The following is a 25,766-nucleotide window of genomic DNA, read 5'->3' as shown; positions in this document are numbered from 1 at the left end:
ATCCATTTGCCTACATGATTCCGCCGACCATCCGCAACCTGATTAAACGCGCCGCCGATCACCCCTTTCTCGGCGAACATCTGGTGATGGGAACAGGCGTGCATAGCGAGATCGCGCTGGCGCAGTTCGGCGGCGTCGAACTCGCCAGTGCCTATGAGCCGATCTTCGATATCAGCGTGCATGCGTTGGCGCAGTCGTTGTCGTCGGGTGCGGAAGGCGTGGATCGTTTCGGTGACGAGCTCGGGTTTCAGGCGGTCACGCAGCGTCTCGACGGCGCGCCTTTCGATGTCTTCGATCCATTCGACCGTGTCGCCGACGATCAGGAACTGGTCGCACTCGACCGCATGTCACGTGCGCTGCACGCGATCAATTTCTTCGGCGCGCAACGGCACGGGCTGCTGTTTCTGCGCGTGCACGAGCGGCTGCTCAAGAGCGTCAAGTACGACCATGGACGGCATTTTTCCACGGTGCTGGTGTCGTTCGGCCTGAACCCTTCGCGGGTAGTGATCGAGTTGCCGGCGGCAGCGGTCGCGCACAAGACATTCCTCGGCTATCTGACCACGAGCTATCAGCGCTATGGCTTCAAGGTGGCGGGCAATCTGTCGAACGCGGGGCAGATTCTGTCGGTGTCGGAAACGGCGCGGCTCGACTTCATCAAGATGGATGCGGCGATCGCGTTGCGCGATGCGATGGTGAAGCCGCTAGTCGGCTATGCGAGCCGGCTGCGGATTCCGCTGATCTTCAATCGGGTAATGGATGAGCCGCAGTTCCTCGCGCTGCAGCAGTACGATGTACGCTTCGTGCAAGGGCCGTTGTTCACCGCGCATTATCATGACCGGGCGGTGTGATTGGGTTAGCTGCTACTCGCCTCAACCGGTATCCCCCAGACGGCGTGCTAATGCCTTCAGGCGCGGTGCCACGGTTTCCCGAAACACCTCCTCCCCCATGGACGACGCCGGCCCGCTGCAACTCAGCACCAGCCAGCGGCCTTCGCGCGGCTCGCGAAACGGCACCGCGACCGCATTCACGTCGTCATGCCATGCGCGGAACGAATAGCAGCAGCGTTCCTGTGCGAAGGCCTCGATTTCCTTTTCGGCATCTGCCAGCAATGCAGCACCCTCTTTGCCGGCGCCCTTCCTAAGCTCGGCCAGCAATGCGGCGCGCACGTCCAACGGCTGCACTGCCAGATATGCACGCCCCATCGAACTGGTCAGCATCGACAGTTTCGAACCGGAGGCGAGCCCGAGCGTCAGCGCGGTCTCGCTGCGAATCGTCTCCAGATAAATCATATCGAGGCCGTCGCGGCATCCGAGCGACACCGCCGCGCCCACTTCGCGCGCAAAGGTGCGCATATGCGGACGCGCGAGTTCAAGCGTGTCCGTTCCCGAGAGCAATGCGAAACCGAGCGACAGCACGCCGGCATCCAGCGCATATTTGCCCAGGGTTTCGTCGAGCCGCAAATAGCCGAGCACGGTCAGCGTGTAGGCCAGACGGTTGACGGTCGCCTTCGGCAAACCCGTGCGTTCGACGAAATCGCGATTGCCGAGCATCGTTTCGCCCGGCTTGAACGCGCGCAGCAAGTCCAGCCCACGTGCGAGGGCGACGACGAATTTGCGCTCGTCGAGTGGTTCGGAGAGAGTAGATACGGGCGTCATGGGGTGGTACACTCGGACGTGGTTTGCAAAACATTGTTTCGCATAGCGGAACTTAAGTCAAGCTCAAGCAAGTTTTAGCCAAGCAAGGAATCAGGAGATACGTCATGGCAGAGGCCGCGCAGTTTCACTGGGAAGACCCGTTGCTGCTGGATCAGCAACTCACCGAAGACGAACGCATGGTGCGCGACGCCGCCGCCGCTTACTCGCAGGACAAGCTGCAACCGCGCGTACTCGAGGCGTTCCGTCATGAGAAGACCGACATTGAGATCTTCCGCGAGATGGGCGAACTCGGCCTGCTCGGCCCGACGATTCCCGAGCAATACGGCGGCCCCGGCCTGAACTACGTGGCGTATGGTCTGATCGCGCGTGAAGTGGAGCGCGTCGACTCCGGCTACCGGTCGATGATGTCGGTGCAGTCGTCGCTCGTCATGGTGCCGATCTACGAATTCGGCTCGGAAGCGCAAAAGCAGAAGTACCTGCCCAAGCTCGCCACCGGCGAATGGATCGGCTGCTTCGGCCTGACCGAACCGAACCACGGCTCCGACCCGGGCAGCATGGTCACGCGGGCGAAGAAGGTCGACGGCGGCTATTCGCTGTCGGGCTCGAAGATGTGGATTACCAATTCGCCGATCGCCGACGTGTTCGTCGTGTGGGCGAAGCTCGAAGAAAACGGCAAGGATTCGATCCGCGGCTTCATTCTCGAGAAAGGGTGGAAGGGGCTGTCGGCGCCGACCATCCATAGCAAGGTGGGCTTGCGCGCGTCGATCACCGGCGAGATCGTGCTCGACGAAGTGTTCGTGCCGGAAGAAAACCGTTTCCCCGAAGTCAGCGGCTTGCGCGGTCCGTTCACGTGCCTGAATTCGGCGCGCTACGGTATTGCCTGGGGCGCGCTCGGCGCGGCTGAAGCGTGCTGGCACACGGCGCGTCAATACGTGCTGGATCGCAAGCAGTTCGGCCGGCCGCTCGCCGCGAACCAGTTGATCCAGAAAAAGCTCGCCGACATGCAAACCGAAATCACGCTTGGCCTGCAAGGTGTTTTGCGTCTCGGCCGCATGAAAGACGAAGGCACTGCCGCTGTCGAAATTACGTCGATCATGAAGCGCAACTCGTGCGGCAAGGCGTTGGACATTGCACGGCTCGCGCGTGACATGCTCGGCGGCAATGGTATCTCGGACGAGTTCGGCATCGCACGGCATCTGGTCAATCTGGAAGTGGTGAACACGTACGAAGGTACGCACGATATTCACGCGCTGATTCTCGGGCGCGCGCAGACCGGCATTCAAGCGTTTTTCTGATGCGCTGATTGCTTCGACGGCGATTAGTCCTGGCTGTCGGGTCGAAAAGTATGAAAAGAAAAAGGCCGGTTCTTTTGAACCGGCCTTTTCCCGTTGCCGCGCCGCAGTGAGGCTAACGGCGCGCTTCGTGACGCATCAGCTGCTTACTTGTTCGGCTGCGGTGTCATACGCAGGTACGGGCGCAGCGCCTTGTAGCCTTTCGGGAATTTCTGCTTGATCACTTCTTCGTCCTTCAACGACGGCACGATCACCACGTCATCGCCCTGCTTCCAGTTACCGGGCGTGGCGACCGAGTGATTGTCAGTGAGTTGCAGCGAGTCAATCACGCGCAGCACTTCGTCAAAGTTGCGCCCGGTGCTGGCCGGGTACGTAATGATCAGACGCACTTTCTTCTTCGGATCGATCACGAACAGCGACCGGACCGTGAGGGTTTCATTGGCATTCGGGTGGATCATGTCGTACAACTCAGCGACCTTGCGATCGCCGTCGGCGAGAATCGGAAAACCGACATTGGCCGCTTGTGTCTCGTTGATGTCCTTGATCCATTCCTTGTGCGACTCCGCGCTGTCGACCGACAACGCAATCGTTTTCACATTGCGCTTCTCGAATTCGCCGGCCAGCTTCGCCGTCAAACCCAGCTCGGTCGTGCAGACCGGCGTGAAATCAGCAGGGTGCGAGAACAGCACGCCCCAACTATCGCCCAGCCATTCGTGGAACTTGATGCGGCCGACACTCGACTCCTGTTCGAAATCCGGTGCGATGTCGCCAAGACGTAGACTCATGATGCAGCTCCTTGATTGTATTCGGACATTCAGCGCGAGCGATGCTCTGCTAAAGCGCGCCTACCCAAAGTACAGCATACGGGAGCGGCGGACCATAACGAACGAACATCGCGTCACTACTTTATGCGTTTTTGTAATTTTCACCGATTTAGTGGAAACTTTGCGGGACAGATCAACTCCATCTTAGGCAAACTTTGCTGCAGGGTGCGGCAGATGTGGAGTTTTTAAGGCGTTGCTCCAACCAGGAACGGTTCATGCGTTCGTTTTCATGAATCGAGCACTGCGCTCGCCAGCAGCCGTTTCTTTGGTTACGATTCACGCGTGGCGTGATACGAAGGGAGCTGTCAATGTCGGAAGTCAACAAGGAGAGATTGATGTCGGATATCAAAACCGTCCTCGCGGACGCTGAAGATTTGCTGAAACAGGCCGCGAGCGCCACCGGCGAGCGCGCTTCGGAACTGCGTGAAACGGCGCTTACGCGCCTGAAGCAAGCCAAAGAAAAGGCGGCTGACGTCCAGGTCGTGGTGGTTGAGAAAGGCAAGAAGGCCGCCCGTGCCACCGACGACTACGTGCATGAGCATCCGTGGGCATCCATCGGCATCGCCGCGGGCGCCGGCGTACTACTGGGGCTGTTGATCAACCGCAAGTAACATGGGTTACGCTGCCGGGCGAATCGCGTCCGGCACATCAGCGAATCGAGTTGACCGGCGCGCGTATGGCCGGTCCGCTTCTCTTGGCGCGCTCGTTTTCACGCGCCGGTTAGGTTTTCACGCGCAACGCCCAAAGCCATGACGATAGAAACACAATCGCAGCACGGCGAACATAGTCCGTTGCGCCGCATCATCGGATCCGTGTTTGCCATTATGCAAACGCGGCTTGAACTGGTCGGCATCGAACTCGCCGAAGAAAAAGACCGTCTGATCGGTGTGCTGTTCCTCGGTCTCGCGGCCATGATGCTCGCAACGATGGCATTGATCGCATTAACAGCACTGATTGCCATCGCGTTCTGGGACACCTACCGATGGCAAGCGCTCGCCGGCATCACAGCGGTTTATGCGATTGCAGGAATAGCCTGTGCACTGAAAGCGCGCAGCGGTTTGCGCAATGCCCCAATAGTGTTCGAAGCCACGCTTGCCGAGTTCGAAAAAGACCGCGACCTGTTCCGCAAGCCGTGATACGGCAGGCATAAGAGGCTTATGCGCGTGCGTCGACCGCCCTCTGCGCCTTTACGGATACTTAGCATCATCAAACACCTCGAGCGATTTGCAGCACTGTTGTACCGCCCCATTTCCACTGCCGCCGACACGCCATGAGCCAAACCCATCCCGATACCGCATTCCGCAACAAGCGCCACCAGGCCAAAGATCTGAGTGCGCCGCACCTGCGAGCGCTGCGCAAGGAATTGCTGCTGGTGCGCGCGGATGTCGAGCGCATGGAACTTGCCCAGGCGACCATCGAATTGCGGCAGGCAGTCACGCACTTCAGCTGGCTCAAATTCATTCTGCCGGGGTTCGGTGGCATGCGCGTGGGCACTGGACCGAAGGCGCGTTTCCTCAACGCCGGGAATATCGGCGCGCTCCTTAAACAGTATCCATTCATCAGTTCGATCGCTTCGCTGGTGTTGGCCAAGCCGCTGCGCGCGACCATTGCGGCGGGCGCAAAACCCGCGCTCAAATGGGGCGGCCTTGCGCTTGCTGGCTGGGAGGCGTATCGAATCTGGCAGCAGATGAAGAATGAATCCGCTGCCTCTACCGACAAGGAAAAGGCTGTCGATAGCGGTTACTGAAGCGCCAGCACCCTTCAACTCGCCGACACCGCGCTATCCAGTAGCGCTATCCAGTAGCGCTTTCCAGTAGCGCTAGCTCGCGTTCCAGCATTCGCCGCTTGCCGGCGCCGTACCGTTCGCGCCGCTTCTATTGCCTCGCAGCCCCGTTCCGTCCAGGGTGAAGGTGCCGCAAGCATCGTCGCGCATGGGGCCGATTTCGGTCGGCGCGGCCTCTACCGAATAGCCACCGTTCGCGTCGTCCGGCGGCAGCACGTGCAACCGGTAGATTGGCGTGCCGAATTGCGGCGCCTGATCCAGACCCGGCGGCAATGTCGCGGTGCCATCGCTTGCCGATCCCTCGACGAATTGCGCTGCCCGATAGAGGGCGGACGCCGCGTCGACCCGGTGTGTCCGCGCGACATGACTCCGGTACGAAGGCACGGCAAACACCACCAGCGTCGCAGCTATCGCCAGCGCGATCATCAGTTCCAGCAGCGTAAATGCCGATGTGTGCTGCCTTGTCATGAGCCTCCCGTCAAAATGGGCGTGCGGCGACGCGACGCCAATGGCGTTCGATCTGTTCGCCTGTGATCACGAGTTCCATTTGCAACCACACCTGCGATTCCTTGGTCCGGCCGAAGCCGCGCGAAGTCAGTAGATAGGCTCGTGCATCGACGCGAGTACCCAGACGCCACGCTTCGATCAGACATTGCGGCGCTCGCAGCGATCCGGGCCATCGCGCGACGGGCGCCACGGCCCCGGCATCGAACGCGGCTTCTTGCTTCCATTGCGTGGGCTCGCCGGGTGAGAGCGACGCCACTGGCGGCGACTCGAAAGCTGCCGCGGCGACCACATTCCGGGCACATAAGGTCAGCGCCGAATCCGCGGCATGAAATGCCTGCAAATAGTCGCGCACGTTGCGGCTACCGCGCGCCGCCGCAAGCGATGTTTCGAACCAGGCCGCGGAGGTGGTCAACATCATCGCGGAAATCAGCAGGACGATCGGCAGGACGGTGCCGCTATTGCGAGCGCGTGATCCGCGACTGACGCGGATAAGCGGCGCCAGATGTCCCGGCTGCTCGCGGCGCGGCGCGCGTTCCCTGCATACGAAGCGTCCCCGGCATATTCCGCGAGTCAGTCGCACGAAACGGCACTGCGTATTTGACAAGCCCGGGCGCTCCAGTTGCGTGATGCGCTTTCCCCTTCCATCTACTGTCGCAACATGCACGTCTGGATTCCGCTGAACCGACTGCGCGCGGTGCATTGAATGGCAAGATCCTCCTGTCACAGGGAATCCTCCGCGTGATTGCGTATCGCTACCCGCCGCGAGAAGGCCTGACGCGCCCGCATATCGGTACCAAGCGCGCTCACACCGTCGCAATCGACATAGCGCACGCGCCGCCCTCCCGGCGCCCCGCGGACGAGCACGCAGAGATCGACGGCGACAATCCTTGCCCATTGATCGGCCGTCACTGCCACCGCATCTATTGCGGTCTGCCCGCCGGGCAGCCAATACTTGAGTCGCACGCGCTCGACGCCCTCGACCAGCGGCTGAGCGGACCCCGTCTTGCCATTGCCTTCACAGTAAAGTTCGGGCTCGCCCGTCGACCCGCTGATCCTGGCGAAGTATCGATTGACCACCAACACACCCTGCCCGCCGAGGGCCGCGTTATTGTTAGCTACAGCCTGACCGAGGCAGTCAGTTGATTGGCCGGTGGTTGACGGCCACGTCGAAACATTGTCCCCTACATAACGAACCGCGATGCCGTCCGAGCGGCTCGGCAAGGCCTCGCAAGCAACGCTGTCGTCCGCACCGATCGGACGGCCGCCCGAACAACCGAATAGCGGCGGCGGACTATTGAACCTCACGACGTCCGCCGGCACGAAGCCGGCCATTTGAAGTTGCTGGCCCATCAGCGTAAGCGCGGTCAGGCCCGCTTCGCGGATCCGCATCGCATCGGCCGAGCGCTCAAACACGTTACGCTGCGTTGTATAAAGCGAGACTGCACCAGCGGTCACCACTAGTCCCAGCGCAATTGCAATCACAAACTCAACGAGCGTATGGCCACGCGCGATATACATACGTTGCGTCATTTTGCGAACGCCAAGGCTACGCAAGAGGAGCCCGCAGGGATATTCGCAGCGCCACACGACTCGGGCTTGTCGATGACATCGTCGGCGCGCGGCATGTCACGCAGCGCAGTCCACGTGACACGTGCGGCGGACACACCGCTGCTTTCCTCCACCGACGCTTCGCCGTGCGGCAACAGGGCCGTTGCGCGCGCGCTCCATGGCCTGATTGCAGAGTCGCCTGCTGAGGGTTCGCGCATCGCTTCGGCGACGGAATCGGCTATCCATGCTGCGTGCTCGCGCATTGCCATCGCACGCGCTTCGCGCGCGGTCCACAATTGACCGGCGATCAAGCCGAGCGCAGTCACCGCCATCAGGGCAACGGCCAGCATCACCTCAATCAGCGAACTGCCAGTGCGCCTTGTCAAGCGCCTCATCGGACAGTTGCGCTTCCGTGAATTCGACGGGTATCGGCTCACGATGCGGCTCCACATGCGCCCTCGACGATCCGCGCGCGCCCGCCCGCCGCAACGCGGATGCAGCGCCGCCACCTGTCGCCCTGAGTCGCTTTCGACGGCACGCGCGGCGCGATATCAAAGCTGCGGAAGGTGCCGATCAGCTGTCCCGCTGGCGGCGTAAACGTGAGATTTGTCTGCGTCCCCGTGATGCTGACCGCTGCGAGCAAAGGATGCGCGCGCAGTAGCGAGAGCGTGCCGTCTCGATCGGCCAATACGGCCCAGCCGCACGACCAGTCGGTGACGCCGTTGCCGCAGGCTTGTCCCGCAGCAAGACAATGCCGCGCGGCGTCGATTCGGCACACCGTGACGCGCGCACCGCGGCGCAATGCTTCGCTGCGCGCATAGGCCAGTGTCGAAGCGAGCGCTTTCGCACGCGCGTCGACCTGGTCTCGCAAGTGCCACGCAACGAACGATGGCGTGGCCATCACCGCAATGATCGCCAGCAGCGTGACAACAGCCAGCGTTTCGACAAGCGTAAAGCCGCGGCGCGGCCGCAAACAGACTGCATCCCATTTCATCTGCATCCCTGATCGTTTCAAAGAATGCAACCAATCTATCGATTCGCAAACGAGTCAACAATCGGCCGAATGGCCAGGTGGCACTCAGACGCTGGCCCGCGCAAAAATGCACGCGTGACGAACCATAACGGGAACGGAAATGCAGATGCGCGAACCTACGCAGCGGAAAACAGAATCTGGAGCGCACCCTCAGGCGCGGCAGCAATCAGCGCTTGCGGGTCGGCTTGGGAGGAGAAGAGGCACGGCGAAATTCTTCGATCACGTCTTCGAATTCGGAGACGTCTTCGAAGCGCCGGTAGACAGAGGCGAAACGAACATAGGCAATCGTATCGAGCGCACGCAACTCGTTCATCACGAGTTCGCCGAGGCGCTCGCTGCGCACCTCACGCTCGCCGCTGCCGAGCAGTTGATACTCGATGCGGGCAACTGCCGCGTCGATCGCGTCCGCTGCCACCGGACGCTTGCGCAGCGCCAGTTGCATGCTCGCGACGATCTTGCGGCGGTCGAATTCCGTGCGGCTGCCGTCCTTCTTGACGACCGACGGCAACGCCAGCTCGACCCGCTCATACGTCGTGAAACGTTTGTCGCAGGCCGGGCAGCGGCGGCGCCGGCGAATCGTCGCGCCGTCTTCGGATACGCGGGAATCCACAACTTGCGTATCCGCGTGACGGCAGAAGGGGCAGTGCATGGTGGCTTAGCGGTAAACCGGGAAGCGCTGGGTCAACTCGGCGACTTGCGCACGCACACGTTCGATCGTGGCTGCGTCTTCCGGGTTGTCCAGCACGTCGGCGATCAGATTACCTACCTGCTCCGCTTCCTTGACGCCGAAGCCACGCGTGGTCATGGCCGGCGAGCCGAGACGCACGCCGCTCGTGACAAATGGCTTTTCCGGGTCGTTCGGAATCGCGTTCTTGTTGACCGTGATGTGCGCGGCGCCGAGCGCAGCTTCCGCCGCCTTGCCCGTGATCTTCTTCGCGCGCAGGTCGACCAGCATCACGTGGCTTTCGGTGCGGCCCGACACGATGCGCAGACCGCGCTTAACCAGCGTTTCAGCCAGCACGCGCGCGTTATCGACGACTTGCTGCTGATACGTCTTGAACTCCGGCGACAGCGCTTCCTTGAACGCGACGGCCTTGCCGGCGATCACGTGCATCAGCGGACCACCTTGAATGCCCGGGAAAATTGCCGAATTGATCTGCTTTTCGAACTCGGCCTTCATCAGGATCACACCGCCGCGCGGGCCGCGCAGGCTCTTGTGCGTGGTGGTGGTGACGAAGTCGGCGTGCGGCACCGGGTTCGGGTAGACGCCCGCGGCGATCAGGCCGGCATAGTGCGCCATGTCGACCATGAAATACGCGCCGACCGACTTCGCGATCTTCGACATCCGTTCGAAGTCGATGCGCAGCGAAAACGCCGATGCGCCGGCCACGATCAGCTTCGGCTTATGTTCTTGCGCAAGCTTTTCAGCCGCGTCGTAGTCGATGTCTTCGGCTTCGTTCAGGCCGTAGCTCACCACGTTGAACCACTTGCCCGACATGTTGACGGGCGAGCCGTGCGTCAAGTGACCACCGTGCGCGAGGCTCATGCCCATGATCGTGTCGCCCGGCTTGAGCATGGCGAAGAACACGCCCTGGTTCGCCTGCGAGCCGGAGTTCGGCTGCACGTTGGCGGCTTCGGCGCCGAACAGTTGTTTGACACGGTCGATCGCCAACTGCTCGGCGATGTCGACATATTCACAGCCGCCGTAGTAGCGCTTGCCCGGATACCCTTCGGCGTACTTATTCGTGAGTTGCGAGCCTTGCGCAGCCATCACGGCCGGGCTCGTGTAGTTTTCCGACGCGATCAGTTCGATGTGCTCTTCCTGACGGCGGTTTTCCTGCTCGATGACCTTCCAGAGTTCAGGATCGACGTTGGCGATGGTGCTTTGGGCTCTATCAAACATACGGATTCCGTTGAGTGTGTTCAGGTTGACCGGATCGTGCGCCGAATCTTGCGTAGAGGGTACGCAGCGCTGCTGGCGGCTGGGCCAGCCCTGACGTGGCGGATAGAGAGTCGCCGCACACGCGAGGCAGGACAGCCACCGCCAGCGCAGATAAATGCGCGCGGATCACGGCTGCCCAGGCGAACGGCAAAACGGCACCCTGCGCTTCACGGTGGGTTGTTCCACCTTGAACCCGATTGCTTGAATCGGTTCTATCGCCAGTCACGCAGGGGTGAGCGCGTTAGTTTATTGGAAGCGGATCGAATAGGCAACCAGCTTCCTGTAGGCCCGAAGGGCCCTCGGAAAGCCGGTTGCGGCGTCGCCGCGAGCGGCGCGCAAACATCTGACGAAAGCACCCCCGGAACCCGTTCCGCGTCCCTGCCGCAGCCACTCGTACGGCTCGTTCATCCTTGCCGCAGCGCCGCATTGGAAGTAGGCTTGGGTCCTTTCTCTCCTACCAACCAGGAAACTGCAATGATCGTGTTCGTCACCGGAGCGTCCGCGGGATTTGGCGCCGCTATCGCTCGCGCTTTCGTCAAGGGCGGCCATCGCGTCGTCGCCACCGCGCGCCGTAAGGACCGCCTGCAGGCGCTCGCCGACGAACTCGGCGATGCCCTTCTGCCGTATGAGCTCGACGTGCGGGACCGCGCCGCCGTCGAAGCCGTGCCGGCCTCGTTGCCCGCCGATTTCGCCGCGCTCGACGTACTCGTCAATAACGCCGGCCTCGCGCTCGGCGTCGAGCCGGCACAAAAGGCGAGTCTGGACGAATGGAACACCATGATCGACACCAACTGCACGGGCCTCGTGCAGATCACGCATGCGCTCCTGCCCGGCATGGTGGAGCGCAACCGCGGCCACATTTTCAATCTGGGTTCGGCTGCCGGCAGCTGGCCGTACGCCGGCGGCAACGTCTATGGCGCCACCAAGGCGTTCGTGCGCCAGTTCAGTCTGAATCTGCGCGCCGATCTGGCCGGCACCGCGCTGCGGGTGACCGACATCGAGCCGGGCCTGTGCGGCGGCACCGAGTTTTCGAACGTGCGTTTCCGTGGGAATGACGAAAAAGCGGCCAAAATGTACGAGAACGTACAAGCGCTGACACCCGAAGATATCGCCGACTCGATCTACTGGATCGCCACCCGCCCGGCCCATGTCAACATCAACACGATCGAGCTGATGCCGGTGGCCCAATCGTTCTCCGCTTTGTCGGTTCATCGCGGTTGAAATTCCAGCTAAGACCCGCCAGGCGGGACGCACATCTTGAAACAGACCTGCGGGTGTGCGTTCCGGTAAAATGCGCCGCATGAATATGTCGACCAGCCAGCCCGGCACGGAAATCGGCTTCACGTGGCCAATCCGCGTGTACTACGAAGATACCGACGCCGGCGGCATCGTGTTTTACGCGAATTACCTGAAATTTTTTGAGCGGGCGCGCACTGAATGGCTGCGCGCGTGCGGTGTCGACCAGAACCGGCTCGTCGACGAAGTGGGCGCAATCTTTATTGTGCGCAGCACCGCAGTCGACTATCGGGCGCCGGCCCGGCTCGACGACGTCGTCAACGTGGTGAGCCGAATCGAGCGTCTTGGCCGCGCATCTGTCGATTTCGCGCAGGAAGCGTGGCGTGACGGCACGCTGCTTGCTTCCGGTTCCATCCGGGTCGGCTGCGTCGATCGCATTGCGCTGCGGCCGGCCGCGATTCCTCCGCCGGTTCTCGCTGCTTTGCGGCGCGGTCCGAGCGTGAACGATGGCGGCATGTCAACGGACAACGACTGAACCCCGTTGTTACGGGGCCAGTGAACTCATACCGATCAAGCAACACAAAGCATGGTTCGGCTTGCAATATCGCCGATGCTTCCGTTTTGCTCACGGCAAGCTTCGAGTGACCTTGCAGCCGGACGCCCCCTTCCGGGACGTTAAAACGAACCTTTATGAACACTACACAAGATCTGTCGATCGTTTCACTCGTACTCAATGCGAGCCTGCTGGCGCAGGCCGTCATGGCGCTGCTGCTTCTGCTGTCGCTATTGTCGTGGACTTTTATCTTCCGCAAGTGGTTTGCGATCCGCCGGGCCCGCGCGCAAACTGAACGCTTCGAACGCGATTTCTGGTCGGGCGGCGACCTGCAGGCGCTCTATCAGAGCGCCGCGAACAACCGCCACACGATCGGCGCACTGGAACGGATTTTCGAGTCCGGCATGCGCGAATTCCTGAAAGGCAAGGAAAAGCGCCTCAACGATTCAGGCGCGATTCTCGACGGCGCACGCCGTGCAATGCGCGCTGCGTTCCAGCGTGAAATGGACGTGCTCGAGGCAAATCTGGCGTTTCTCGCGTCGGTCGGCTCGGTCAGCCCGTATATCGGTCTGTTCGGCACGGTGTGGGGGATCATGAATGCGTTTCGCGGCCTCGCCAACGTTCAGCAGGCTACGCTTGCGAACGTCGCGCCGGGCATTGCCGAAGCGCTGACCGCCACCGCGATCGGCCTGTTCGCCGCGATTCCGGCCGTGGTCGCCTACAACCGCTACGCGCACGACATTGATCGTCTCGCGATCCGCTTCGAGACCTTCATCGAAGAGTTCTCGAACATTTTGCAGCGTCAGGCACAGTAAGGAGTCCACGATGGCAGGCTCTTCCTCCAGCATGCGCGGCTCCCGTCAGCGCCGCGCGATGGCCGACATCAACGTCGTGCCGTACATCGACGTGATGCTCGTGCTGCTCGTGATCTTCATGGTGACCGCGCCGCTCGTCGCTCCGTCAATCGTCAATCTGCCGACAGTCGGCGGTGCTGCGCCGCAGCAGCAGACCCCGCCTGTGATCGTCAATATTCGCGCGGACGGCAATATGAGCGTCAAATACAAGGACGACGCGGGGGTACAGCAACAGGAAAACATGACGAAAGCCGACCTGAGCGGCTTCATCGCCGATCGCGCGCAGTCGCATCCCGATCAGCCGGTCGTGATCGCCGCCGACAAGACCGTGAAGTACGAAGTCGTGATGAATGTGATGTCCGAGCTGAAAGCTCAGGGCGTCAAGCGCGTTGGACTGCTCGTCAAATCGCAATGATCCGCCAGAATTCCGAATACCCGCTCCAGCCACCGCGTGAACGCGGCACCGGGCGAGCCTTTGCGTTCGCGCTGGTAATGCATGCGCTGCTCGGATTCTTCCTGTACCACGGCATTCAATGGCAGAACAGCACGCCAGCCGGCGCGGAGGCCGAACTGTGGACCGAGGTGCCCGATACGGCCATCCCGCGCCAGCCGCCTCCGCCGCCCGTGCCGGTAGCGCCTGCCCCGCCGCTGCAGGACGAACAGGCCGACATCGCGCTGCAGGAAAAGAAACGCCAGCAACAGGAAGCAGCGCGCCAGGCGCAACTCGCCGAGCAGCAGCGTCAACAGAAGCTGCAAGCCCAGCAGGAAGCCGACGCGAAGCGCCAGCAGCAACTGGCGGCCGATCAGGCAGCGCAACTCGCCGCGCAAAAAGCAGCGGCGATCAAGCAGAAACAGTTGCAGCAACAGCAGGCCGATAAACAGAAGCAGCAGCAATTAGCCGATCAGCAAAAGCAGCAGCAGTTGAAAGAACAACAGCAGCAGGAGCAGGCTCAAGCCGACGCGCAAAAGAAGGCTGATGCGCAGAAAGCGGCGAAGGCCAAGGCTCAGGCCGATGCTGCGGCGCAAGCAAAGAAGCTGGACACGGAACGCCGGGCGCGGCTTGCCCAGATGCAAGGTTCGGCGGGCGAAAGCTCGAGCGGCAATGGGCTTGCGAAGAGCGGCACGGGCAGCGGCTCGGGTGGCACGGCGACATCGCCGGGTTACGCGGACAAGGTGCGTCGTCTGGTACGCCCGAAGATCTCGTGGGGCGGTGAAACGGAAGGCCTGGAGACGGTCGTCTCCGTGCGCTGCTCGCCGACTGGCACGCTGTTGGACGCGCAAATTTCGCGCAGCAGTGGCAACTCGGCGTGGGACGATGCCGCGCTGCGGGCTGTCCAGCTTTCGAATCCGATGCCTCAGGATATCGATGGGAAGACGCCGACCAGCTTCAAGATTACGTTGCGCCCGGCAAGTTGATAGCAACAGTTTGACAGTCAGTTGACAGCAGACGCGGCGCCCCGCCCAGCGCGGCGCGCCCGGGAACGAATTAGATATTTGCGGGTCTCTCTGCTGTCATGAAGTGTTAGTAAAACCGTTTTTGGGGAAACCATTCAGCATGAGTTTGATGACCAAGCTAGGCCTGCGGACACTTGTAGCGTCGTGCCTGATCGCCGTCGGCAGCGCCGCCAACGCACAACTCAACGTCCTCGTTACGGGCGTCGGGTCCACACAGTTTCCGATCGCAACGGCGAATTTCGCCAATGAAGCGAACTCGCCGCAGCAGGTCAGCACGATCGTGCGCCAAGATCTGCAGCGCAGCGGCAAATTCACGAATATCGACGCGGGCAGTACGCCAGTTTCCGAAACCGATTCGGTCGACCTCGGCAGCTGGAAAGCCAAGGGCGCGAATGCATTCGTCTCGGGCAGCGTGAACCGCCTGCCGAACGGCCAGTACGAAGTGCGCTTCAAGCTGTATGACACGGTCAAGGGCGAAAGCCTCGGTGGCCTCGTGCTCGTGAGCCCGGAGAGCGGCTTGCGCATGAGCGCGCACAAGGTCGCGGACTATATCTACGCCAAACTGATGGGCGGCCGCGGCGTGTTCGCCACGCGCCTTTCGTACGTCATCAAGACGGGCGGCCGTTATCAATTGCAGATTTCCGATTCGGACGGCCAGGACGCGCACATCGCGCTGTCGAGCCCCGAGCCGATCATCTCGCCGGCATGGTCGCCTGACGGCACCAAGGTCGCTTACGTTTCGTTTGAAAAGAAGAAGCCGATCGTCTACATCCACGATCTGCCTACAGGCCGTCGCGTGGTCGTATCGGACCAGAAGGGTAACAACAGCGCACCGGCGTGGTCGCCGGATGGCCGCACGTTGGCCGTCGCGCTCTCGCGCACCGGCAACACGCAGATTTTCGCCGTCAATGCAGACGGCAGCGGCCTGCGGCGCCTGACGCAAGGCAGCTCGATCGATACGGAGCCGTGTTTCTCTCCTGACGGCCAGTCGATCTATTTCACCAGCGACCGTGGCGGCCAGCCGCAGATCTATAAGATGTCGGCCCAGGGCGAGAACGCCGGCGCCGCGCAACGCGTAACCTTCACGGGCAACTACAACACCAGCCCGCGGGTCAGCCCGGACGGCAAGCAGCTCGCTTACATCTCGCGTGTCGGCGGCGCGTTCAAGCTCTATATCCAGGACCTGCAAGGCAATACGGCCACGGGTCTGACGGACACCACACACGACGAATCGCCGAGCTTCGCGGCGAACGGTCAGTACATTCTTTACGCCACACAGGTGAACGGCCGTGGCGTGTTGGCCGCAGTATCGACCGACGGTCGCACTCGGCAGGTCCTGTCCGTTCAGGGCGGCAGCGTACGCGAGCCATCCTGGGGCCCGTTTATGCAGTAACGTTGATGCAATAACACAAGGAGAGTAACAAAATGACGTCAAAACTTCGTTTCACATTTGCCGTATTGATGGTCGGTGCGCTGGCAGCATGTCACTCGGGCGTCAAGCTCGACGAAAACGCTAACAAGGGTGGTGCAGTTTCGACGCAACCGAATCCGACTGATGTCGCTCAGGTCAACGTCGATCCGCTGAACGATCCGAACAGCCCGCTCGCCAAGCGCAGCATCTACTTCGACTTCGACAGCTACTCGGTCAAGGACGACTACCAATCGCTGCTGCAACAACACGCGCAATACCTGAAGAGCCATCCGCAACGTCACGTCCTGATCCAGGGCAATACCGACGAACGCGGCACCAGCGAGTACAACCTGGCTCTCGGCCAGAAGCGTGCTGAAGCTGTGCGCCGTTCGCTGTCGCTGATGGGCGTGACGGACTCGCAAATGGAAGCCGTGAGCCTCGGCAAGGAAAAGCCGCAAGCGACCGGTCATGACGAATCGTCGTGGGCACAAAACCGCCGCGCCGACCTCGTGTACCAACAGTAAGTAACGGGTGATTAGCCGAATGACGCATCGTTTCTCCTGGCTGCGGTTTGCCGCAGCGGCCTGCGTCGCGGGCACGGCCTTCGCGGCTGTGCCCGCGCATGCGGGCATGTTCGACGACGATCAGGCCCGTCAGGCCATTCTCGATCTGCGTTCGAAGACCGATAGCCTGTCGAGCCAGCTATCGGCCGCACAGCGCACGATCCTCGATCAGTCCAACCGCCTCGATCAGCTGAATCAGCAGGTCGCGACGTTGCGCGGGCAGAACGAAGATATGGGCAACCAACTCACCACGCTGCAAAAACAGCAGAAGGACTACTACACCGATCTGGACACAAGGCTGAAGAAATTCGAGCCGCAGCAACAGACGGTAGACGGCGTCCAGGGCGAGGTGCAGCCGGGTGAAACCGATTCGTTCAATGCGGCTTCCCAACAGTTCCGCAACGGCGACTTCAAGAATGCGGCGGCGTCGTTCCGCAGCTTCATCTCCAAGTTTCCGAACAGCCCCTACCAGCCGACCGCGCAGTACTGGCTCGGCAACGCACTGTATGCGCTGCGTGACTACAAGGGCTCGACGGCAACCTGGCAAGGTGTGGTGAAGAACTACCCGCAGCATCCGCGTGCACCGGACGCGCTGCTCGCTATTGCGAACAATCAGCTCGAGCAAGGCCAGAAGGCTGCGGCCAAGAAGACGCTGGAGCAGATCGTCGCGCAGTACAGCGGCTCGGACGTCGCACAGTCGGCTCAGAGCAAGCTGTCGCAGATCAAGTAGTCGTAAAGGGTTTAGCGGTTGACGTAACGCGCAGTGGCCGTGCAGCTTCCAAAATCAACAGTCACGCGCGCCTCTCGCTGGAAAGCCCGGGGTAGTCATACCTCGGGCTTTTCACTATCCGAAGTGCGGATAGCTCGACTAACCGCCATGGGTTGACAGCTCGTCGGTGCTATCGCTATAATTTCGCTTCTCTTTTGGGTCGTTAGCTCAGCTGGTAGAGCAGCGGACTTTTAATCCGTTGGTCACAGGTTCGAATCCCGTACGGCCTACCAAAAGATTCAAGGGCTTGCACGCGTCAGCGTCGCAAGCCCTTTTCTTTTTGCGGCCCGCATGCCGCCCTCCTCGCTCGATCCCCCGAATAGTTCGACACCCCACAGACCGTCCGCGTCTTCCGCAAGCATGATCGTTTCACGGTGCCGGACGAGCACCCCCAAAAAGACCATAAGACAGGGCTGCCAGGCCAAACGACCCCGCGGCCCAACCGCCCAGGGGGGCGCCCATGAACACTGCAAAAGTAATCTGGGTAGTAGGTTTAGGTTTGGCAGCCTCGATCGAAACATCGCACGCTCAGGAAATATTCCTCGAGGGCGGGACGCTCGGTGTCGGCATCGGCGCAGCGCTGAATGTCACGTCCTGGTTCGGCATGCACGCGGACTTCAACGCGATCAACATCTCGCATGACTTTACGGTGGGCGGAAATCGCTATGCCGATGGCGTGCGTCTTCGCCAGGGCGGCCTCTACGGCGATCTGTTTCCGTGGTCGAACAGCGGGTTTCGCGTCACAGCCGGTCTTCGCTTCACGGACGATGAAGTCAGCGGAAATTCCGTTCCCACGAACGGCACTTACACATTCAAAGGCAAGACCACACCCGCCTTTCCGGGCGAATATGCGACCGCCACCGTCAAGTACCCGACTGCGATGCCCTATCTGGGGGTGGGCTATGGCTTGCAACCCGCGGCCAAAGGATTTGGCCTGGTGGTCGATCTTGGCGTCGCTTATGGCCTGCCGCACTCGTCCTATACATTGTCACCGGCCCTCACTCAAGCCGCGGGTCCTGCAATGAGCCAGGAGATTATCGCGACCGGCCTGCAACAACTGAGGGACAAGGCCTCGCCTTATCGATGGTATCCGACGCTGCAAGTTGGCCTTTCGTACCACTTTTGATCGCACGGGTAGGCGCACTTGCCGTCGCTGCGGCCTCTCGTACGCAGCGAAACATTCTCACAGCGCAAATCACAATAACTCACGCGACCACGAGACCCCTCTCACATGGCGCCGCCTAGATGCAGAACAGATACAACGGACTCCGAACATTGATATTTATTGAGACATAAAGACGTGCAATGATCGCCGCCGGTTCTGCGAATCACCCCGCAAGGCTGCGTGCGCAGACGCTCTGGACACCGCAGATTCCCGCACCCTCATTCCGTCACCATGTCCAATTTTCTGTTCGACCTCGTCTCGAACCTTGCTTTGCTGACTATCGTGCTGATCGCGTGTCATCTGTGCAACCGGCTTGTGCCCGGCGCCGCGCTCAATGGCGCGCACATTTTCGTCGCACTGGTTTCGGCTGCCTTGCTGCTCGATGCCGCGCTGACCTTTCTCGTGTTCGCCGATGCGCAGAGCCGCTATGGCAAGTTCGGCGCGTCGAGCGCGTTCTTCGAACGCACCGGCGCGTACGTGCTGGCAGCCACGGCCGCATTGGCATGGCGGTACGCGGCACGTCGCACGCGCCCCGCCAAATCTCACAACGCGAACACCCTGATCATCCGCACGTCACCGTATTCTGAATCACATCTGCCGATGTAATCCCACGCGGTCCGGACACGAGATTTCGTCAGCGACAAACCCACAACACGAGCGCGTGCCAAAGGGCGCTGAGGGCACCCTCGGCTCCCCTGGAAGGGCACGCCTCACCCTTCCAGAGCGCCGTAAAATGCGGTTCGTTTTCTCCCCTCACGCAATCCGCATCATCAACAGGAACGGACCTTGCGTATGGGCGCGCCGTCACCTATAACTTCCGAAGACCGAGAGTTACCGTTTGCGCCCGCCACCGGGCATTTGCCGCTGTATTGCGCTACCGCCGTTCAATCAGTCGAAGGCAACTTAACCAACGAGGAACATCTTGGATCTCGAAACCGTACGCGTGTTCATCATGACCCGAGGCATCGACCTCGGTACCAAGGTACTCGGCGCGATCGTGTTGTGGATCGTCGGCCGCTGGGTCATTGGCCTGATCACCGGCTTGCTGCGCAAACTGCTATCGAAAAACGGCCGCGTTGATCCAACGCTCGCTCATTACCTCGGTTCGATTCTCGGCGCACTGCTGAACCTGATGCTGATCCTTGCGATCCTGCAAGTGTTCGGCGTCCAGACTACTTCGTTCGCCGCCTTGCTCGCCGGCCTCGGTCTCGCAATCGGCACTGCGTGGGGTGGCTTGCTCGCCCACTTCGCGGCAGGCATCTTCATGCAGGTGCTACGGCCGTTCAAGGTGGGCGATTTTGTCACGGCAGGCGGCGTTACCGGCACGGTCTCCGAGTTGGGGCTGTTCGGCACGACCATCGTGACGCCGGACAACGTGACGACCATCGTCGGCAACAATAAGATCTTCTCCGACACGATCTCGAATTACAGCGTACTGCCGGTGCGGCGTGTCGAGTTGACAGCGAAGATCGCCAACGGCGTCGACCCTACGGATGCGATGAGTCGGCTGAAGGCGGCCATCACGAAGATTCCGAACGTGGTCGAAAGCCCGGCGCCGGATATCGAAGTGCTGAGCTTCACGCCGGAAGGACCGTTGTTGTGCGTGCGGCCCTATACCAGCAACGAGCATTACTGGCAGGTCTACTTCGACACCAATCGCGCGATCGTTCAGACGTTCAAGGAAGCCGGCTATCCGACACCGGAAACGCCACTTGCGCCGCGTGCTGTGACGTGAGCACGACTGGGATTTAGGTCAATGGCCGAAGCCTGACTCGCTGCCAGGCGACAAGCTTGCTCACAACTTCCGCGATCCATTCATCGGAGTCAGGAGCGCAAAATAAAAACGGCGTCGCGAGATTCGCGACGCCGTTTGTTCGTCCTGCTTCGCACTACCTGATGCCTCAGCGGCTGCCGGCCTTGGACGCGTTCTTGCGCGTCATTTTCCATACCGCACCCAGCACAACCGGCACAACGGCCGCGCCGATACCGACCAGCACGATCAGATTCAGATACTGTCGAATGAACGGAATGTTGCCGAAGAAGTAACCGAGCAACACCAGCAGCAACACCCAAAACAACGCACCGATGATGTTGAACAACTGGAACCGGCTAACCGTCATCTCCGAAGCGCCGGCAACGAACGGGGCAAACGTCCGCACCACCGGAATGAAACGCGCCAGCACGATGGTTTTGCCACCATGCTTTTCATAGAAGTTATGAGTCTTCTGCAGCGCGCTGCGGTCGAGGAAGCGCTCAAGAAAAGGGATGTGTGAATTAAACACCCGAGGCCCTATGGACCGCCCGATCGTGTAGTTCACCGTGTTGCCAGTGACCGCTGCTACGAGCAGCAGCACGATCAGCAGACCGAGGTTCATTTCACCGGTCGCGCAAAAAGCACCGCCAATGAACAACAGCGAATCGCCAGGCAGGAACGGCAGAACGACCAGCCCGGTTTCGCAGAACACAATCAGAAACAGCACCGCATAGACCCAGGCGCCGTACTCGTGAATAAAGACTCCCAGAAACTTGTCGATGTGCAAGACAAGGTTGGCGAACTGTAGCAGCGTGTCCAAAAAGCGTCCTTTATTAAGCGAATGTGGGTGTGGCGGGAACGGCCGCGTGAGCAGCCTTGCGGGCGACGAGCAGCGAACGCGTGCTCGCTGCCGGAAATTGACCGCGTCATGATACCGAAAGTGCCCGGGTGCGATTAAAAATCTGCCGCGCGTGGGCAATTTCGATGCTTTGCGTCAGTCCGGCCGTTCGGCTGTCGCCGGCCGCAAGAGCGCGGCGATCCATGCCATCGGGCCACATCCGGCCTGCTCGCGCCGAATCGCTATAATTTCGCCATGTCAGAATTCTCCGAAACGCCTGCCAGCACCACCGACGCGGCCGCAGTTTCCGCCGCCGTGCCCACCCCACGCCCGTTGCGGGCGATCCTGCCCCTTCCCGATCAGTTGATCAGCCAGATTGCCGCCGGCGAAGTGGTTGAGCGGCCGGCCTCGGTGGTCAAGGAATTGCTGGAAAATGCGCTCGACGCCGGCGCGCAGACGCTGCGCATCCTGCTCGACGAAGGCGGCGTCAAACGCATTTCGATCACCGACGACGGCTGCGGCATCCCCGAAAACGAACTCGCGCTCGCGCTGATGCGTCACGCGACCAGCAAGATCCGCTCGCTAGCCGAACTGGAAGCGGTCGCCACGCTGGGGTTTCGCGGCGAAGCGCTGGCGTCGATTGCGTCGGTCGCGCAGATGGCCATCACAAGCCGCACCGCCGAGGCTCCGCACGCCGTGCGTGTCGATGCGCAAACCGGTGTGCTGAGTCCCGCTGCCGGCACCCAGGGCACGACGATCGAAGTCCGCGAGCTGTACTTCAACACGCCCGCACGTCGCAAATTCCTGAAAAGCGAACAGACCGAACTCGGCCATTGCCTCGAACAGATTCGCCGCGCTGCGTTGGCGCGGCCGGACGTGGCGATTTCGGTCCTGCATAACGGCAAAGCGGTCGAACACTGGAACGCCAGCGAGCCGCCCGCGCGGGTCGCGAAAATTCTTGGCGAAACCTTTGCGACAGCGCATTTGCCGCTCGACGAATCCGCCGGACCGCTCGCTGTCTACGGCTGTGCCGGTCTGCCGACCGCGAGCCGCGGGCGCGCCGATCAGCAGTATTTTTTCGTCAATGGACGGTTCGTGCGCGACAAGCTGCTCACGCACGCCGTGCGGGCCGCCTACGAAGACGTGCTGCACGGCGACCGCTATCCGTCCTACGTGCTGTTTCTCGACCTGCCGCCAGAAGCGGTCGATGTGAACGTGCACCCCTCGAAAATCGAAGTGCGGTTTCGCGATTCCCGTTCGATTCACCAGTTCGTGTTCCACGCCGTGCAGCGTGCGCTGGCCCGGCACGCGGGTGCGTCGCCGGAAACGACAGCGGGTGGGCATGCTGCGCATCTGGAAGCGTCGGCGGGACCTGCTTCGTTTGGGGCGACGCCACTGGGTGGCGCGGGTGTGGGAGGCGGCACGGGTTTCGGTGCCGGCATGGGTGCGGGGATCAGCGCAGGCGGCCCTGGCGGCGGCTTCAACAGCGGATTCGGTTCATCGCAGCCAGGCAACACCTGGATGCGCCAGGCACGCATGACGCAAGGCACGCTGCCGGTTGCGCAACCCTTGGCGTTCTACGACGCGCTTTTCGGTCGTAGAGACACGAACACCGGCACAGCGGAAGGTGCGACGCTATTCGAAGCGCGCGACTCTGCAGCGGAAGGACCCTTCCCGTACAACGCCTCGGGGCCATACGCATCGCCTGCGTTCAATGCCTCAGACGAACAACCGCTCGGCTTCGCTCTCGGCCAGATTCACGGCATCTATGTGCTCGCGCAGAACGCGCATGGACTCGTGATTGTCGATATGCACGCCGCGCACGAGCGCATCCTGTACGAGCAGTTCAAGAACGCATTGGCCGATCGCACGATTGCCGTGCAGCCGCTGCTGATCCCGCAGACGATGCAGGCCGATCCGATCGAAATCGGCACCGTCGAAGAAGAGCGCGACACGCTGGACGCACTGGGTTTTGACCTCGCCGTCCTATCGCCGACCACGCTCGCGATCCGTGCCGTGCCTGCCTTGCTGAAAGACGCTGATCTGCAGGTGCTGGCACGCGCGGTTCTCTCCGACCTGCATGCGTTCGGCGGTTCACGCGTGTTGACCGAACGCCAGCACGAACTGCTCGGCACCCTCGCGTGCCATCACGCGGTGCGCGCGAACCGGCGCCTGACCCTCGATGAAATGAACGCGCTGCTGCGCCAGATGGAGGCAACCGAGCGCGCTGACCAGTGCAACCACGGGCGTCCGACGTGGTATCAGTTGACGCTATCCGATCTCGATCGGCTGTTCATGCGTGGGCAATGACGGTGCGCCTGATTACGCTTCTTCGGCGCGCGCCGTTTTGCCTATGACTTCACCCACTCCCACGCCGCTCCCTTGTTTGCTGGGCCCAACCGCATCCGGCAAAACCGCTGCTGCGCTGGCGCTGGCCGCGCGGCGGCCGGTAGAAATCATCAGCGTCGATTCGGCGTTGGTCTATCGCGAGATGGATATCGGCACGGCCAAGCCGACAGTTGAAGAACGCGCGGTGGCACCGCATCATCTGATCGATATCGTCGATCCGGCGGACGCGTACTCGGCGGCGGAATTTCGCAGCGACGCGTTGCGTCTGATTGCCGAGATCAGTGCGCGCGGGCGGCTGCCGTTATTGGTCGGCGGCACGATGCTGTACTACAAGGCGCTCACCCAGGGGCTGAACGACCTGCCCGCAGCCGATGCCGACGTGCGTGCAACGCTCGATGCCGACGCCGCACGTGATGGCTGGCCGGCTATGCATACCCGGCTTGCCGCTGTGGACCCCATTACGGCTGCCCGCCTCGCACCGAACGATTCGCAGCGGATTCAGCGGGCGCTTGAAGTTTTCATGCTGACTGGGCAAGCGATGTCCGCTCTGCTGGCCACGCCCGTTCGAATGGATGACGCCGCTTCAGCGTGGCGCTTCGTGCCGATTGCTTTGGAGCCTTCCGACCGGAGTGTGCTGCACGCGCGCATCGAAAAGCGCTTCGATGCGATGCTGGCCGACGGTTTTATCGACGAAGTAGTGAAATTGCGCGAACGCGGAGATTTACTGCCCGAGATGCCGTCCATGCGCTGCGTGGGGTATCGGCAGGTTTGGGAATATCTCGACGGGGCGGTCGATTATTCGACCATGCGGGATAAAGGGGTCTTTGCTACCCGGCAATTGTGCAAGCGGCAACTCACGTGGCTGCGCAGCATGACAGAGCGGGTTGTGGTTGATTGCTGCGATCCCAACGCGACTGCGCAGGTCGTCAGCTTGATTGAAGCGTTGATTTGAGGTTTTTTACCCACGCGGCGCTTACTTCCTGTGCGCCGCGCGGGCAAACCAGCCTTGCGTCAAGCGGGTTAATCTGGCTGTTTAGACCACGACCGTCTGAGCTTCACCGGCCGCGCTCTCGCGGATCACACCGATTTTCCAGACCTGCTCGCCGGCAGCCGACAACAGGCCGATCGCTGCGTCCGCATCAGCAGCAGACACAACCACCGCCATCCCGATCCCGCAGTTGAACACGCGATGCATTTCCGCATCCGCCACGCCGCCGTGCTTCTGCAGCCACGAGAACAGCGGCGGCAGCGGCCAGCCACGGTGATCCAGCTCAGCCGTGAGACCTTCACGCAGAACGCGCGGAATATTCTCGACCAGGCCGCCACCGGTGATGTGCGCCATACCCTTCACAGCGATCTGCTGCATCAAGGCCAGCAAAGGCTTCACATAGATATGCGTAGGCGCCATCAACGCGTCGGCCAGCGAGCGGCCATCAAAATCCGCATTCAGATCCGGCTGCGCACGCTCGATGATCTTGCGCACCAGCGAAAAACCGTTCGAATGGATGCCGCTGGAAGCCAGACCCAGCACCACATCGCCCGGGGCGATCGTGCTGCCGTCGATAATCTTGCTCTTTTCCACCGCGCCGACCGCAAAACCGGCCAGATCGTATTCACCGTCCGGATACATGCCCGGCATTTCAGCCGTCTCGCCGCCGATCAGCGCGCAGCCGGACAGTTCGCAGCCATGTGCGATACCCTTCACGACCGTTGCCGCCGTAGCGACGTCCAGCTTGCCGCAAGCGAAATAATCGAGGAAGAACAGCGGCTCGGCGCCCTGAACCAGAATGTCGTTGACGCTCATCGCCACCAGATCCTGGCCGACGGTGTCGTGTTTGTTCAGTTGAAACGCGAGGCGCAGCTTGGTGCCGACACCGTCGGTGCCCGACACGAGCACCGGTTCCTTGTACTTCTTCGGCACTTCAAACAGCGCGCCAAACCCGCCGATGCCGCCCAGCACGCCGTCGCGCATCGTCTTTTTGGCAAAGGGCTTGATCGCGTCAACAAGGGCATCGCCCGCGTCAATGTCCACGCCGGCGTCGCGATACGACAACCCTTGGGCCGAATCACTTGAATTCGGGGCGGATTTCGGTTGATTCATGGGGACGAGCTCGAAGGTCGGTAAAATGCGATTTTACCCGATGCCGACCAGAGTTGGCGCTTCAGCGCTTACTCTGGTCCCATACAGAGTTGCCGGCCGTCTGGCTGGAATTTGAATCATCCTGAATCTTCCGGT

At 61.4% G+C, this 25,766-nt stretch carries 29 protein-coding genes, 1 tRNA gene and 1 riboswitch; of the genes, 19 read left to right on the top strand and 11 right to left on the bottom strand.

Features of this window, described 5'->3' with window-relative positions; genetic code table 11:
- Positions 1-14 precede the first annotated feature (14 nt).
- On the top strand, positions 15-848 hold the full coding sequence (locus PQQ52_RS22805) for a diguanylate phosphodiesterase (RefSeq protein ID WP_408216226.1): 834 nt from the start codon (positions 15-17) through the stop codon (positions 846-848).
- A gap of 21 nt (positions 849-869) precedes the next feature.
- On the opposite strand, the gene PQQ52_RS22800 is transcribed toward PQQ52_RS22805, so the two are convergent.
- Entirely contained in the window at positions 870-1,655 is a 786-nt protein-coding gene (locus tag PQQ52_RS22800) for an IclR family transcriptional regulator (RefSeq protein ID WP_408216171.1), read from the bottom strand.
- A 104-nt stretch (positions 1,656-1,759) separates the two neighbouring features.
- On the opposite strand from PQQ52_RS22800, the gene PQQ52_RS22795 reads away from it, so the two are divergent.
- Positions 1,760-2,950 (top strand): acyl-CoA dehydrogenase, encoded by a 1,191-nt coding sequence (locus tag PQQ52_RS22795; protein ID WP_028198796.1) that lies wholly within the window; start codon positions 1,760-1,762, stop codon positions 2,948-2,950.
- Between the two features lie 143 nt (positions 2,951-3,093).
- Here PQQ52_RS22795 and PQQ52_RS22790 read toward each other — a convergent pair whose 3' ends face one another.
- Positions 3,094-3,732 carry a peroxiredoxin gene (locus PQQ52_RS22790; RefSeq protein WP_325047718.1) on the bottom strand — a complete coding sequence of 213 codons (639 nt, stop codon included), beginning with the start codon at positions 3,730-3,732 and terminating at the stop codon, positions 3,094-3,096.
- Between the two features lie 347 nt (positions 3,733-4,079).
- On the opposite strand from PQQ52_RS22790, the gene PQQ52_RS22785 reads away from it, so the two are divergent.
- From PQQ52_RS22785 to PQQ52_RS22775, 3 genes are all read left to right on the top strand, one after another.
- Complete coding sequence (locus PQQ52_RS22785) at positions 4,080-4,382, top strand: ElaB/YgaM/YqjD family protein (RefSeq protein ID WP_028198798.1); 303 nt, start codon at positions 4,080-4,082, stop codon at positions 4,380-4,382.
- Positions 4,383-4,520: 138 nt separating this feature from the next.
- Positions 4,521-4,907, top strand: coding sequence for a phage holin family protein (locus PQQ52_RS22780; protein WP_408216167.1), 387 nt, complete (start codon positions 4,521-4,523; stop codon positions 4,905-4,907).
- Between the two features lie 134 nt (positions 4,908-5,041).
- Complete coding sequence (locus PQQ52_RS22775) at positions 5,042-5,518, top strand: DUF3318 domain-containing protein (protein WP_408216165.1); 477 nt, start codon at positions 5,042-5,044, stop codon at positions 5,516-5,518.
- Positions 5,519-5,590: 72 nt separating this feature from the next.
- On the opposite strand, the gene PQQ52_RS22770 is transcribed toward PQQ52_RS22775, so the two are convergent.
- The 7 genes from PQQ52_RS22770 to glyA form a co-directional block, all read right to left on the bottom strand.
- Positions 5,591-6,022, bottom strand: a complete 432-nt coding sequence (locus tag PQQ52_RS22770) for a type IV pilin protein (protein ID WP_408216162.1) — start codon at positions 6,020-6,022, stop codon at positions 5,591-5,593.
- Between the two features lie 10 nt (positions 6,023-6,032).
- Complete coding sequence (locus PQQ52_RS22765; protein WP_408216161.1) at positions 6,033-6,479, bottom strand: pilus assembly PilX family protein; 447 nt, start codon at positions 6,477-6,479, stop codon at positions 6,033-6,035.
- A 302-nt stretch (positions 6,480-6,781) separates the two neighbouring features.
- Complete coding sequence (locus PQQ52_RS22760) at positions 6,782-7,591, bottom strand: PilW family protein (protein WP_408216159.1); 810 nt, start codon at positions 7,589-7,591, stop codon at positions 6,782-6,784.
- A complete protein-coding gene (locus PQQ52_RS22755) occupies positions 7,588-7,959 on the bottom strand; it encodes a hypothetical protein (RefSeq protein ID WP_408216224.1) in 372 nt (123 codons plus the stop codon). Before PQQ52_RS22755 ends, PQQ52_RS22760 begins: the two co-directional genes overlap by 4 nt.
- An 83-nt stretch (positions 7,960-8,042) precedes the next feature.
- Positions 8,043-8,609 carry a GspH/FimT family pseudopilin gene (locus PQQ52_RS22750; RefSeq protein WP_408216156.1) on the bottom strand — a complete coding sequence of 189 codons (567 nt, stop codon included), beginning with the start codon at positions 8,607-8,609 and terminating at the stop codon, positions 8,043-8,045.
- Between the two features lie 199 nt (positions 8,610-8,808).
- Positions 8,809-9,291: a transcriptional regulator NrdR gene (nrdR, locus tag PQQ52_RS22745; RefSeq protein ID WP_280997910.1), complete on the bottom strand. Its 483-nt coding sequence runs from the start codon at positions 9,289-9,291 to the stop codon at positions 8,809-8,811.
- A 6-nt stretch (positions 9,292-9,297) separates the two neighbouring features.
- The gene (gene glyA / locus PQQ52_RS22740; RefSeq protein ID WP_408216153.1) at positions 9,298-10,545 is read right to left on the bottom strand and encodes a serine hydroxymethyltransferase; all 1,248 of its coding nucleotides are present in this window, start codon (positions 10,543-10,545) and stop codon (positions 9,298-9,300) included.
- A 166-nt stretch (positions 10,546-10,711) separates the two neighbouring features.
- Positions 10,712-10,820: riboswitch (ZMP/ZTP riboswitch) on the bottom strand.
- Positions 10,821-11,058: 238 nt separating this feature from the next.
- Here glyA and ydfG point away from each other — a divergent pair.
- The 12 genes from ydfG to PQQ52_RS22680 all read left to right on the top strand — a co-directional run bounded on the left by ydfG (position 11,059) and on the right by PQQ52_RS22680 (position 20,325).
- Positions 11,059-11,805: a bifunctional NADP-dependent 3-hydroxy acid dehydrogenase/3-hydroxypropionate dehydrogenase YdfG gene (gene ydfG / locus PQQ52_RS22735; protein WP_408216150.1), complete on the top strand. Its 747-nt coding sequence runs from the start codon at positions 11,059-11,061 to the stop codon at positions 11,803-11,805.
- A 70-nt stretch (positions 11,806-11,875) separates the two neighbouring features.
- Complete coding sequence (gene ybgC / locus PQQ52_RS22730; RefSeq protein WP_408216148.1) at positions 11,876-12,355, top strand: tol-pal system-associated acyl-CoA thioesterase; 480 nt, start codon at positions 11,876-11,878, stop codon at positions 12,353-12,355.
- A gap of 155 nt (positions 12,356-12,510) precedes the next feature.
- Positions 12,511-13,188, top strand: a complete 678-nt coding sequence (gene tolQ / locus PQQ52_RS22725) for a protein TolQ (RefSeq protein ID WP_012431821.1) — start codon at positions 12,511-12,513, stop codon at positions 13,186-13,188.
- A 10-nt stretch (positions 13,189-13,198) separates the two neighbouring features.
- Entirely contained in the window at positions 13,199-13,642 is a 444-nt protein-coding gene (gene tolR / locus PQQ52_RS22720) for a protein TolR (protein ID WP_408216145.1), read from the top strand.
- Positions 13,639-14,643: a cell envelope integrity protein TolA gene (gene tolA, locus PQQ52_RS22715; RefSeq protein WP_408216143.1), complete on the top strand. Its 1,005-nt coding sequence runs from the start codon at positions 13,639-13,641 to the stop codon at positions 14,641-14,643. Before tolR ends, tolA begins: the two co-directional genes overlap by 4 nt.
- Positions 14,644-14,782: 139 nt before the next feature.
- A complete protein-coding gene (gene tolB, locus PQQ52_RS22710; protein WP_408216140.1) occupies positions 14,783-16,075 on the top strand; it encodes a Tol-Pal system beta propeller repeat protein TolB in 1,293 nt (430 codons plus the stop codon).
- Between the two features lie 32 nt (positions 16,076-16,107).
- The gene (pal, locus tag PQQ52_RS22705; RefSeq protein ID WP_408216137.1) at positions 16,108-16,617 is read left to right on the top strand and encodes a peptidoglycan-associated lipoprotein Pal; all 510 of its coding nucleotides are present in this window, start codon (positions 16,108-16,110) and stop codon (positions 16,615-16,617) included.
- Between the two features lie 19 nt (positions 16,618-16,636).
- Positions 16,637-17,386: a tol-pal system protein YbgF gene (ybgF, locus tag PQQ52_RS22700; protein WP_408216135.1), complete on the top strand. Its 750-nt coding sequence runs from the start codon at positions 16,637-16,639 to the stop codon at positions 17,384-17,386.
- 196 nt (positions 17,387-17,582) lie between these two features.
- A tRNA-Lys gene (locus PQQ52_RS22695) sits at positions 17,583-17,658 on the top strand.
- 227 nt (positions 17,659-17,885) lie between these two features.
- Positions 17,886-18,551, top strand: a complete 666-nt coding sequence (locus PQQ52_RS22690; protein ID WP_408216132.1) for a hypothetical protein — start codon at positions 17,886-17,888, stop codon at positions 18,549-18,551.
- A gap of 270 nt (positions 18,552-18,821) precedes the next feature.
- Positions 18,822-19,196 carry a hypothetical protein gene (locus PQQ52_RS22685; protein ID WP_408216129.1) on the top strand — a complete coding sequence of 125 codons (375 nt, stop codon included), beginning with the start codon at positions 18,822-18,824 and terminating at the stop codon, positions 19,194-19,196.
- A gap of 316 nt (positions 19,197-19,512) precedes the next feature.
- Positions 19,513-20,325: a mechanosensitive ion channel family protein gene (locus PQQ52_RS22680; RefSeq protein WP_408216126.1), complete on the top strand. Its 813-nt coding sequence runs from the start codon at positions 19,513-19,515 to the stop codon at positions 20,323-20,325.
- A gap of 166 nt (positions 20,326-20,491) precedes the next feature.
- Here PQQ52_RS22680 and PQQ52_RS22675 read toward each other — a convergent pair whose 3' ends face one another.
- The gene (locus PQQ52_RS22675) at positions 20,492-21,163 is read right to left on the bottom strand and encodes a DedA family protein (protein WP_408216123.1); all 672 of its coding nucleotides are present in this window, start codon (positions 21,161-21,163) and stop codon (positions 20,492-20,494) included.
- Between the two features lie 273 nt (positions 21,164-21,436).
- Here PQQ52_RS22675 and mutL point away from each other — a divergent pair, with 273 nt between their 5' ends.
- Positions 21,437-23,491, top strand: coding sequence for a DNA mismatch repair endonuclease MutL (gene mutL / locus PQQ52_RS22670; RefSeq protein ID WP_408216120.1), 2,055 nt, complete (start codon positions 21,437-21,439; stop codon positions 23,489-23,491).
- A gap of 43 nt (positions 23,492-23,534) precedes the next feature.
- Positions 23,535-24,482 (top strand): tRNA (adenosine(37)-N6)-dimethylallyltransferase MiaA, encoded by a 948-nt coding sequence (gene miaA, locus PQQ52_RS22665; RefSeq protein ID WP_408216117.1) that lies wholly within the window; start codon positions 23,535-23,537, stop codon positions 24,480-24,482.
- An 81-nt stretch (positions 24,483-24,563) separates the two neighbouring features.
- Here miaA and purM read toward each other — a convergent pair whose 3' ends face one another.
- Complete coding sequence (purM, locus tag PQQ52_RS22660; protein ID WP_408216114.1) at positions 24,564-25,631, bottom strand: phosphoribosylformylglycinamidine cyclo-ligase; 1,068 nt, start codon at positions 25,629-25,631, stop codon at positions 24,564-24,566.
- Between the last annotated feature and the right edge of the window lie 135 nt (positions 25,632-25,766).

Source organism: Paraburkholderia sediminicola (genome assembly GCF_046030555.1).
GTDB classification, from domain to species: Bacteria; Pseudomonadota; Gammaproteobacteria; order Burkholderiales; family Burkholderiaceae; genus Paraburkholderia; species Paraburkholderia sediminicola_E.
This window is presented reverse-complemented; position numbering and strand designations above follow the sequence as displayed.